General features: G+C 53.4%; 7 protein-coding genes. 6 read left to right on the plus strand and 1 reads right to left on the minus strand.

From position 1 onward, the window contains the following. Nucleotides 1-11: 11 nt before the first annotated feature. Nucleotides 12-929 (minus strand): adenine-specific methyltransferase EcoRI family protein, encoded by a 918-nt coding sequence (locus MHK05_RS10805; protein WP_239206724.1) that lies wholly within the window; start codon nt 927-929, stop codon nt 12-14. Between the two features lie 355 nt (nt 930-1284). On the opposite strand from MHK05_RS10805, the gene MHK05_RS10810 reads away from it, so the two are divergent. The 6 genes from MHK05_RS10810 (at nt 1285) to MHK05_RS10835 (ending at nt 11664) form a co-directional block, all read left to right on the plus strand. Further along, nucleotides 1285-4389 carry a DUF445 domain-containing protein gene (locus tag MHK05_RS10810; RefSeq protein ID WP_239206725.1) on the plus strand — a complete coding sequence of 1035 codons (3105 nt, stop codon included), beginning with the start codon at nt 1285-1287 and terminating at the stop codon, nt 4387-4389. Between the two features lie 25 nt (nt 4390-4414). Then, nucleotides 4415-6196, plus strand: a complete 1782-nt coding sequence (locus MHK05_RS10815) for a hypothetical protein (RefSeq protein WP_239206726.1) — start codon at nt 4415-4417, stop codon at nt 6194-6196. Between the two features lie 124 nt (nt 6197-6320). Further along, nucleotides 6321-6614: a hypothetical protein gene (locus tag MHK05_RS10820; RefSeq protein ID WP_239206727.1), complete on the plus strand. Its 294-nt coding sequence runs from the start codon at nt 6321-6323 to the stop codon at nt 6612-6614. A gap of 55 nt (nt 6615-6669) precedes the next feature. After that, nucleotides 6670-6996, plus strand: coding sequence for a hypothetical protein (locus tag MHK05_RS10825; protein ID WP_239206728.1), 327 nt, complete (start codon nt 6670-6672; stop codon nt 6994-6996). Nucleotides 6997-7089: 93 nt separating this feature from the next. Further along, nucleotides 7090-10776 (plus strand): tape measure protein, encoded by a 3687-nt coding sequence (locus MHK05_RS10830; protein WP_239206729.1) that lies wholly within the window; start codon nt 7090-7092, stop codon nt 10774-10776. Nucleotides 10777-10791: 15 nt separating this feature from the next. Continuing rightward, the gene (locus MHK05_RS10835; protein WP_239206730.1) at nt 10792-11664 is read left to right on the plus strand and encodes a hypothetical protein; all 873 of its coding nucleotides are present in this window, start codon (nt 10792-10794) and stop codon (nt 11662-11664) included. The last annotated feature ends 249 nt before the right edge of the window (nt 11665-11913 follow it).

The following is an 11913-nucleotide window of genomic DNA, read 5'->3' on the forward strand; positions in this document are numbered from 1 at the left end:
ATTCTAGAGGGTTAGTTTCGTTCGATAATGATGCGTGGTTCGACGAGTTCTTCGTTTAGGGATAAGGGTTCTCCATCGTGGCCTGTGTTGTAGTCAACTAGGTGGAATTGTTCTGGGCTGTAGTCGGCTAGGAACGTGACTGGTACGCCCATGAGCCCGGTGTAGTCGGAGGGGATGTTGTCAGTGTTGGGGATGTCTAAAGCGTTGAGGTTGTCGTATCTCGGATAGAGAGATTTATTGTGCGCCCAGGTCTTGGTCAGTGGAATGGGTTGGTGGCGTTTAAGGTGGTCAATGTTGGTCAGCCATATGAAGCTTTCTGGAGTAATAATTCGGTTGCCTTTTTGGTTGTACCCTGGGTAAGTTTTCAGGACTTTTATTTTTTCCGGTAATACGAAACCTGAGAAATCGTGGTCGGAATTGTAGCCCAACCATAGTTGGTCATTTTGGAATAGCTTAAATACGTCCTTGCGTTTGATTGAATCAATATGCGATATGAATAGAAAAGTTTTCCGAAATATCTCCATATAGTTGAGGTAATCGTGGGCCAGGGAATATGGTGGGTGAGTGACCACAATGTCGGATTGATAAAGAAATTCCAAGCATTCGTCGCTTCGGAAGTCGCCGTTTTTCGTTAACTTCCATTCTGAGCCGTTGTCTCCATCGTAAATGTATAGGCTTCCTTGGCGCCTATAGTTGGAAGGTCCTGTTGCAATAAGTTTCTTGAGTCTAAGTTGATGGAAGTGGTTTTGAAAGTAGCGGACAAAGCTTGATTCTTTTGAGGATTCAGCGTTGCAGTACACCACTTTTTCTTCGAACACGGAGGTGTAGTGCCTGAGCTCCCTTTTGATGTCGGTTTCTTGGGTAAGTAGGTCATCGTTTCGGGCCAGTCGAGCACGCCTCCATGCACGTAAGTCTTCGGGATTAGTCAATGCTTTCTCCTGTTGTTTCTTGAAACTTTGCTAATGCACAATCTTTCTGATTGCACGAAGTAATCGTTTGGTTAGTGGGACCTTCGCATTTTGGGAGGCTGAGACTCCTTGCGAAGATTATAGGAGCTGTGTGCGAGATGGCGCCTATCGGGCAGAGTAGTAAGAACCGTGTTTTATACTGGTGTAAGTGTTGTGACGCTATTTTGGGGGTTTTATGCGTAATCGGGGGAATCTTGTCCGTGGTGTGCCGAATGTTTCGGCCGGTGGTGGTGCGTGGATTGGCCAGCCGGTGTCGAGTCCTTTTGCGGTGCCTTTATCGGCGAGTGAGCCATTGCGTCGGCTTCCAGGCGTCGGGATGACCCCTGCGGGTTATGTATCTGCTGATGGTGTGACGGTGGATACGTCGGTAGATGCTGAGGAGTCTAAGTCGTGGTCTGGTTTGTCGATGAGTACTGTCTCCTCACCGGATGGGGTAAGCCTGTCGGTGTCGTTTATGGAGTTGGGGAATTCGGCGGTGATGCGGCTGACTCACCCTGATGGTGGCGTCAAAGAGTTGTTTGATTCTTCGCGTGTGAGGGTTGAGGAACGTCTTGATGGTGCGCTTCCCTATCGGTCGTTGAATTTTGATTTGTTGGCTTCTGATGGGCAGCGTGTGCGTTTGTTTGTCCCGCGCGCGGTGGTGACGTCGATTGATTCTCAGGCGTTTAATCGCAGTGAGTTGGCAGGCAGTGTGGTGACGCTGTCGTGTACGCCGGATGCGAATGGTGTGTGTTTGTACCGTCTGGTGGATAGGAATACTCAGGAGCCTACCGGGCGCGACGATAAGGGCCCGGATTTTGCGTTTACTGGCAAGGTACGCGAGTGGGTGGACTATATTACCGGCGATGGCAGGTTGACGAATCTTGGTGCTATCCGGGTGAATGTGTCTACTGCTCTGGATATTATTTCTCGTCTTTCTGAGAGGTCATTGTTGGATGCGGTGGATCAGTTGATTAACCGTGTGGAGCACACGGTTGCGGATATGACTGATTCAGAGTTGCTGCGCATCATTGCGGATTGGGCTCCGCGGGACCTTATTAGTGGCGCTAACTTGGATAACTTTCGCGCGGCTTTTGACCATGCAATGTCGTGGCTGCGCCGGCGGAGTAAGTCGGTGGCGCATGCGTTGAAGAAGATTGCCACACTGTGGTCGAGTGTTGGTGTCGGTGGTCTGGTTGCCGGCTTGGCTAATGGTGATGTGCAGCAGGCTATTGGTGATTTCCTGTCGACGGCGGGGGCGAATTGGCAGGATTGGGTGGATGCCATTCTGGGTGGCGATGTTGACCATCTTATTGATAATGCTATTTCGTCGGTGAATTTCCCTGCTTTGGGTGATGCTTTGGCGAATATGGTGTCCTCTGCTGGTTTTTCGCAGTGGGCTGGCCCTATTCGTGCGTGGGCTGGTCGTCTGGGCCAGATGTCTGGCGATGTTGGAAAGATGGTTGGTGACGCACTGCGTGGATTTTTGAACAGGCAGAACATCACGGACGTTAATGAGTTCATTCGTGATGCTATGCGCCGGTGGGATGATATTTCCGGGGATTTCATCAAGCGTATGACCTCGGGGGAGATTCTGTCTAATATTGCTCGTGCGGGTAGTAATCTTTACCGCGCGGCGCAGCAGCTGTGGGGCACAGTAGTTGACATTGTTCGGGATAATTGGGGTGTTTTTAACCCGTCGAATCTTGTGAAGGCGTGGAATGCGTTTATTGGTGCGCTGGACCCGGCTCAGTATGGCGATATTGCGAACAGGTTTTTAACGGACTGGTCGAATCCTCCTGCTCTTGCCAATGACGTGGGTTTGTTGGTTACTGCGGTGGCTAGTGACATTGGCCAGGGCTGGATTGCTGCGTTGAATGCTTTGAATTTGGGGCAGGTGCTTCCACAGCTTACTGGGGCGTGGGATGCGTTTCTTGATGGCGTCAATAAAGCTATTGCACAGCTTTCGACACAGGATTTGATTCTTGTGGGTGCGATGTTGGCGTTGCCGGTGATGGCTTTGGCGGCCGGGGTGGCGTTGACGTTGGTGCTGCTGGTGTTTGGCAAACCATTGCTTGCAGTTCCAGTTGCTTTATCGACCGCGGGACTGTTGTTGGGCATGCTGGTTGTGGCCTTGAAGTTTTTCGGCTTTGGGCTCAGCGGTGTGGTGTTGCCGTGGGCGGCGGACTTGATTGTGATTGCTCTTCTGACTGGGCATCCGCTGGCGGCGTTGTTTATTTTTTGGTCGGTGGTCAATGGTGCGAAGTTCATTATTTTGGACTTCCCACTAGTTGTTATTGCTGGTGCGTTGCCGGTGACGTTGAAGGCCGTCGTGTTGTTTGTGGCTGCTAGTTGGGCGCTATCTCATCTTGCGGTATTAGCCGCGGTTGTGTTGTTCGTAGTGGCGAAGATTCGTGTGCTGATGAGGATTACTCAGCCGTTGCGGACGACGGCTCTGGAAAAAGCTGTTATTGCGGTCGCTATTGCTGTGACTACGTTCGTCATTGTGGCATTGTTTGCCTCTACTGTTGTGGGGCTGATTATCTTTCTGATGATTCGTAGTTCTACTCTTTCTGGCCGGTCATTGTTGTTGAATTTGGTGCGCACGGTCATTATTGGTGGGGTTTTTGTCCCGTTTGTTGGGATTAGTATCGTCGTGTCGTTGCTGCGGTTGTTGCGGTTCAGGTTGGATACGGTTCCTCCGGTTGTTACTGCGGTTGCGGTGTCGTTGCCGATTGTTCAGGTTTTGGTATTTCGGTCTTTGGTGACGGCTCGCTTGGCGGGTAAGCAGCTTCGTGCGGCAGTTAGTGTCATTCGACCATTAGTGCGTTTTGTGCTGGCTGCACTGTTTTTGATGTTTACCACGGTGAGGGCCTTGTTGCCGGTGGCCGGGTCTGGGGTGACGGCGTTTGTTACGGCGATTGTTGCTATTCCGGCGTCGATTTTTTTATGTGGCTTCTGTGGCGTGGGTGGCGTCGAATGTAGCGGCGTTTCCGTTGCTGAAGAAAGCTGTCGCTCCTGTCATTCTGGCGTTGGGGGCTGTGGTTGCTGTGTCGCTTTTGGCAATGGCTGTAGCGACGCTTTTGCTTCTTCCTGTTTTGGCGCCGCCGGTTGTTTCTGCTGTTGCTGCGGTAGCTGCAGCCTTGGCCACAGTGGGTGCTACTGTGGCGGCGTTTGTCGCCCATCAGCTGTCCTTGCTGGTCACGAGTCTATTTGGTGCGGGCCAGTTACTTTTACGCGCGGTGACTGCCGGTGTGATGCTTGTCGGCGTTGCGTTTATGGCTACCGGTGTCTTTGCCGCCATCGGGCCATGGATTGTCCGGCTGGTTTTACGTGGTGTGGAAACCGTACGTGCAGCAATTTCTGTCGGGTTTATTCCCCTTTTTGCATCGCCAACGCGGCTTTTATATCCAGTGCGTGCTGTAGGCACCACTGTGGTTAGCCTAATCTCTGCAGTAGTACTGATAGTGGCGTTGTTGACGCTTCCTGCACTGTTTTTGCCGTACAGAGGCCTGCTGTATCGCGTATTGATTCCCCTGTCCATGAATGTTTTCTTGCTGAAGTGGAATTTTTACAGCATCAGCGTACAAGTTGTTAGCTGGGGGCTTTTGGTAATCTTTGCTAGCGTGTCCGCAGCAGCATGGGCTGCGTGGGCTGCGGCTGGTGGACCAGCGAATCCGGCAACGAATACCATTTGGCTCGTCGCTGGCGGTGCAGGAAATTTGGGCATCGCCCAGTTAGTAATCATGCTCGTGGGCTATATAGTGGCTAAGCCTCAACGTGTGCTTCGCCGCCTACTGACTCCTTTTGTCCTTCCGTGGACTTTCTTGGATGCTTTCGGCATTGACACTGTCACTACGTTGGGAGTCGCGCTAGCGCATGTTGTAGCACATACACGGGGAATCATTGGGCGTATTCTCCGCCCTATCCTCCCGCTTATGGTAGGTATTCTCGGGTCGAGTGTTATTGCTGCGGCTCGTTGGATGGGGTGGAAGGTTCCTGTCATTGCAGCGCGGTTGCTTACCCCTGCCGCCGTTGTGTTGGGTATTCACCACCGTTTTCTTATCGCCGCGCTTGTTGCTTTGACTTGGATTGGTCAACGTTTGAAGAGGTGGCCTAAATTTGCGCTCAGCAGCATAGCCACCGTTATATCCGCTGTTATCGTTGCTTTAGTCACGGCCCGTAGTGTGCGCCGCCTACTGCTCGACGCCGCGGTCATCGCCGGGGCATTCCCGTGGATGAAGGCTCAAAGGCTCGAGCGACTCGCATTGGGGTTGATGATTTCTGCTGTAGTTACTGTGTTCGTGGGCGTTCCATTGCTTCTTGTTTCGCGGAAGTTGGCGAAGCCGTGGAGGATATTAGCCAAGGTGTCACTGTTGACGATTGCGGTGACGTTTTCTGCGGCAGCGTTGACGATTGTGCCAGGTGTTGCCGGTGCCATTATTTTGTTCTTGTCGGTGGCGACGTTTCTGAGCATGGTCGCAACGCACCCTCGAGTACTTCTAGCCCCGTTGGCTGCACTGCTCACGGCGGTGTCAGGGCTTGTTCTAGCTGCCGCTTTGGCCTTTCTTGCCGCTGGTACCCCGGTGCGTGCTGGTAGGCGACTGTTTAGGCGGCTTCGTGTGGCTGGTCTTGTGGCAGCGGCGCCTATCCTTGTGTGGGCTGTGTTGATTTTGTCTGCTGCCCTGTTGATTGTGACAGTTGCAAGCATTTCCCATGCATTTCGGACCGTTGACCTTATATCTTCCATTGCGGTATTTGCCGCGGTGGTGGGGCTTTTGGGTATTGTTTTAGGCTCGCTGGCGCTGACTCTGTTCAATCGTGTGGCAGGTGTTGTGCTTGCCGGTATTGTGACTGTCACGTTTATTGCGGTAGCTGGGCTGATTATCATGTTGAGTCTGGTGCCGATTTACCTTCGGGTGGTCAATACAATCGCGTTTCCTCTGGCGGGTATCCCGTTGGATATTTTCAACCTGTTAACACGTCATTCACCCTTAGGTAGGTTACTGCGTCTGTGGGTGATTGCTCATTTGGCGGTGCTGGCAGTCGTGTCTTTGGGGCTAGTGACCGTAGTGATTATCCTCAACATTGCTGGGACGTTAACCGGGTTTGTTGCTGTGTCGGGTATTGCTATCACCATTGTGCTGGCGTACCTGTACGTGTTTATTCCAATTGTCGCTGTACTCATTTTGGCTTACTTCGCAATCGCAGCCGGTTTGGGATGGTTGCTAGCTAGCTTTGGGCCGTAAACAGCCGTACATAAGTGCTGCTATCATGAGGGTGCAAGGATTGCAGTAGTCTCCTTCCAGCAAGGTAGGAGGTTGCGCAAGTCCGCATGTAAAACACGTATTCGATTCGGGGGAATTGTTTCTTATGGCTGCAAAGAAGAACGCCAAGAAAAACACTAAGCCAACCAACGACTGGTTTAACTACACCACTTCTAACGGCGACGACATCACTCTGCCGCCCATTGACTCCATCATCACCGTCGGCGACCGCCGCCGCGCCAAGCGAGACGGCCTTGATGATGAAGACTTCTCCTGGATGATTCTCGAGCGCGCCGCCGACAAATCTCACGACGGCACCCTCGAAATCATCGATAACATGCACATGGACGAGTTCAACACGTTCATGCAGGACTGGAGCGAAGGCGGCGACAAAAGCTAGCCTTGGCGAAATCGTCTCCCTCATCGACGCTGTGGACACCGACACCCGATTCGCTATGGCAGTCGAAAGGGAACTCATCGAAGCCGGTATACGCTGGCGGTGGATAAACGACGGCACAGACCGTGTCACGTGGAATGATGCCATTGCCCTTATCGCCACCGCCGGCCCAGACTCTGCGCTGGTGCGCAATGCACAAAAGAAAGACTGGGAGTGGAACCTCACCAACCAGCTCTTAGCCCATATCGCTGACCAGCAGGCGATGAGTGCTTGGGGAGGCAAGGGGCAAAAACCGAAGCCTATCCCCCGGCCCCGGAGTCGACGACAAGAAAACCGAAACTGCTGGAATTCAGGCAGAGGGACTTACCAAGCAAGAAATGGATGAATGGCTGGGCGATGACTGGCCTGGCATTGACGGGGGTTAAGCATGGGTGCAAACTTCGATGTTGGTACCGGCTGGGTCAGTATCGTGCCGAAAATGGGAGATTTTTCCCAGGTACGCAAGCAGATTGATAAGGCTGTGGTCAACCCTTCTGGCTCGTGGGGCGAGAAGATGGGTGGCAAAATCACCAGTGGTCTGAAGAAGACGATGAAAGCTGGTGCTGTAGCCACCACCGCCGCTGCTGGTGTCAGCGCGGGTAAAGCCTTTAGTGATGGGTTTAACCGTCTTGCTTCGACTGACAAGGCAGAAAAGGCCCTTGAGGGTTTGGGCTACAAGGGCAAAGACATCGACCAGATTATGGGCAATGTCAATAAGTCCATTGAGGGCACCTCCTTCCTCATGGGTGATACCGCCCAAGTTGCCTCCGTCATGCTCAGCTCTGGTATTAAACCCGGCCAAGACCTCCAAGATACTCTCAGCCGTGTGGCCGACTCTGCCGCCCACTCAGGCGTGTCCATGGGCGAGATGGGGTCAATCTGGTCGAAGGTCGCTGCCCGTGGCCACGTTGACGGTGAGGTTATGGCCCAGTTGATGGACCGAGGAATCGGGCTGCAACAAAAACTTGCCGACCAAATGGGAGTGACAAAAGAAGAAGTCACCGACATGATTAGCGAAGGTAAGGTCTCATTCGAGGACTTTTCTAACGCCATGAACGACATGTTCGACGGAGCTGCCCAGAAGCAACGCGAAACATTCAAAGGCTCCTTTGACACCATGGCAGCGTTTGCGTCTCACGTGACCGCTGCATTCATTCAGCCCTTCTACGAAGGCATGATTCCCGTCTTTAACGCACTATCGGATGGATTCGAAAGAATCACTCCACAGATTGGTGATTTCGCTGGACAGCTCTCAGACAAGATTTCCCCGATTTTTGACCACTTGGCTGATGACGTCATTCCGAAAATGTTCGACGCGATTTCGAACATTGATTTTGATTCGGTGATGAATTCGTTCACGTCGATGGGGAATTTAGCAGTCCAAGCATGGCCTGCAGTTGAACAACTAGGCAGTTCAATAGCCCAGCTTCTCAGCGCCATCGCACCTATTCTGCCTTCCATTGTCACAGCCATGGGCTCTATTGCTGTCGGCAGTCTGCCTGCTATTGTCGACCTGTTAAATGCTCTCGCGCCGCTGATTTCTACCGTAGTTGTCCCGGCCATTGAGATGCTCACCGACCAAATGGCCAAGCACCCAGGATTGGCTGCTGCGGCTGCTGGTGGTTTTATGACGTGGGCTAAGGTCATTGCTCCGATTACTCGCGGGTTTAAGGCGTTTAAGGCAGGCGGCGACATTATCGCATCATTCGGGCCGAAGTTGGGCCCTGCGATAAAGGGGTTTATGGGATTCCGTAAGGCTTTGGGCGGAATCATTAAGGTCGGGCGCATCATCTTCACTGGGCTGCGTACCTTGCCTGCACTGTTGGCGGCTATTTTTGACACAAACCCAATTGGCCTTATTGTCACAGCTATTGCCGCCGTCGTTGCAGGCATTACACTCTTTCTGACAAAGACCGAGGTCGGGCATCAAATCTTGTCGAAGATTGGTGACGCGCTCCGCAGCTTCTGGGAATGGATTCAGCCTGTATTTTCGTCTATTGGTGAGTGGTTTTCGAAAGCGTGGGCAGTTATCCAGCAGGTCGCGCCCTACATCATCACGGCACTTCTGACACCTATCATGCTGCAGTTCATGCTGGTTAAGTCCGTAGTGATGGTGGGGTTCGAGGCCATCAAAGCAGGCTGGGAGCTACTCGTAACCGGCATTCAAGCCCTGTGGGAAAACGTACTCAAACCCGCATGGGACGCTGTCGCACAAGCAGTGCACTTCCTATGGGAAGCAGCTATCCAACCAATCCTCAACCTGATAAAGCAGCTCTGGGAAGCTGTCGTAAATAGCATCAAGGCCCTCATCGATACGGTACTTATCCCAGCGTGGGACGCGATGAGTCAATTCCTGTCTGCTATCTGGAATAACGCTATTCAGCCAGTATTTAACGGGATTAAAGCCGTGTGGAACATGGTTGTCAACGGTATCAAGGCCATTATTGACAACGTCCTTCTTCCCGCCTGGCAACACATGTCAGACTTCATTAAAGGCATTGTCGATGCACACGTTCGTCCTGCTTTTGACCGCATGAAGCAAGGGGTCGACCAAGTTAAGCAATGGTTTGAAAAAGCCGCTGATGGAATCAAGTCCGCATGGAACAGTGTCTGGGAAACTATTAAGTCAATTGCCGGCAAAATTGCCAACGTGGCCTACAACAACGGCATTCGCCCCGCATGGAATGCTGTATCCAAGGTAACTGGTGTAGACGAGCTTCCTGAGGTCAGCTTCGCCACCGGTGGCGTCATGCCCGGTTACACCCCAGGCCGCGACATACACACCTTCTTCTCGCCTACCGGAGGCACGCTCAACCTATCCGGTGGTGAGGCCATCATGCGGCCCGAATGGACCAGAGCAGTCGGCGGCCCAGCAGCAGTCGCACGTATGAACGCTACAGCACGAGCAGGAAAAGGCACCGGACTTTCCGGCTCCTTCGCCGACGGCGGTGTTATCGGCGCCATCAAATCCACAGCAGGCAAAGCATGGAACGTCACTGACAACGTCATCAACAAAGCCATCGAGCTCGGTGGTGACTTCACCAACGCAGCAAAGAAACTCTTCGATGGCAAAATCAACGCTGTTAAAGACAAACTCGGTATCAATAACGGCACTGTTTTAGCAAACTCCGTGGCTCCCGCCTACCTCACTAAAGGCGCCGACAACGCATGGAACTGGCTCAAAGACAAAGTCGCCGCCGTAGCCAAAAAGGTCAAGGAGCACTTAAGCGTCGGCGGAGACGTCAACAAGTATCGCGGACTTGTCACCCGCCTGTTGAAAGAAAAAGGCCAACCAACATCCCTCGTCGATACCGTGCTGCGCCGCATGCAACAAGAATCCGGAGGCAATCCCCACGCAATTAATAATTGGGACTCCAACGCCACCAAAGGCACCCCATCCAAGGGACTAATGCAAACCATCGACCCCACATTCCAATCCTACAAAGACCCCGGATTCGACGACATCTGGGACCCGGAAGCCAACATTCGCTCCTCCATGAACTACGCCATGTCCCGCTACGGTTCTCTCTCCGCGGCCTACGACCGCGCCGGAGGCTACAAAAACGGCGGTGTACTACCTGCATTCTTGCGCGACTCCGGTGGTGTACTCCCCAATAACTCTGTTGCAGTCAACACGTCCGGCCAATCAGAATGGGTACTTAACTCCCAACAGATGACTAATTTCGCTGAAGGCATTACTTATGCCGCCAAGCACCTGGACGCCACCGCTCAGACCTTCTCAGAAGGCGTCGAAGCATGGCTTAACGGTCAAGAAGAACGCGTCGGCGCCCCCATCGAATGGGGCTCACAATTCCTCGGCGACGTACTTGCCGACATCACCGACGACCTCGGCTCCCCCTGGGGAATCGACGGGACCAACGCCCCAGACATTCTTGACAATCAAGGCCGTGTCAAAGTCGCTGTCGCCGGAACAGCCGACGACCCCGGGAAAACTGCCCTGCCACCAGTCGAGATTCACCTCAACATGAATGGCGACAATATGGAAGTCTCCTCCGACGACGTCCGCCGCGGCGTCAACCAAGCCCTCGACGATTATCAACGTCGAATCGAAGCACTCGAACGCGGAGTCAAAATCAACACCTTCACCACCCCAATGGTCGTCTAGCAGGAGGAAAGCACAGTGGACATCCAACTAACCGACTACAAAGGCCACACCTGGCACCTCGCCGGCGCCCAGGAAGGCGACGAAGGCGTCACCCTACATAAAATCTCCGGCACCACCGGAAAACTATCCGACCACCCAGTACCAACCACCCAACACTTCCCCACCCACACCTACGATACGGCCACCCCAGAGCCCATCACCCCAACCCTGACAGTCAGCATCACCCACACCACCAGCCTGACCACTGAAACCACTATCCGCCGCTTCCTCGACGGCCTCGACTTCTACAAACCCGCCATACTCACCTTCCACCAACCTCGCCAACCCGAACTCCAACTCTTCGTCCACCTCGAGTCCCCCATCGGACTCCCCGAAGAAACCGCCCCCACAGACACCACCACCCTCGAAATACACCTCACCGCCCAAGACGGCCGCTACTTCGGCCCCGAACACACCTCCACCGGAATCACCACCATCGAAAACACCGGACAACTCCCCCTCTGGCCCACCATCCACTGGAAAGGCCTCACAGCCCGCATCACCGAAGACAAAAACGGCCCCATCATCCTCCCACCAGCACTCGGCGCCACCGGACTCATCTACCACACCAGCCCCGACACCGGAGGCCTTATCACCGACACACACGGCTACCCCAACCACAACGCCTGGGCCACACTACGAGGCATCGCCTGGACACGCCCCATCATGCCCGGCGACGCCACCACCATCGACTGCCACAAATGCCACATCCACTGGCGCAACCAATACCTACAACCCTGGGCACAAACAGGAGGAATAGTAAGCAATGCAAGAACATCAAACAATTCAAATGGCCGCACTTGGGCAACAGCATCGGGACGACCACACGCCATTCGTCTATTTGACTGACAAATACCTCACCCCGCAAACCATCATCACCGGCTACACCCAACTCAAAGCAAACGACAAAGTCAACGACGCCGGCACCGTCACCCTCGAAGTCCCAGACAAACACCCCATCGTCGACCTCCTCATACTGAGGTTACCCTCAAGTAGTGGACACCCTATTTGTATGGATCTTGTGTCCGTAGGAGAGGATGTTCATTGTGAATCAACAGCGCAAGAAGTACACGCCGGAGTACCGGCGTGAAGCCGCAA

Source organism: Corynebacterium nasorum (assembly GCF_022347325.1).
GTDB classification, from domain to species: Bacteria; Actinomycetota; Actinomycetes; order Mycobacteriales; family Mycobacteriaceae; genus Corynebacterium; species Corynebacterium kefirresidentii.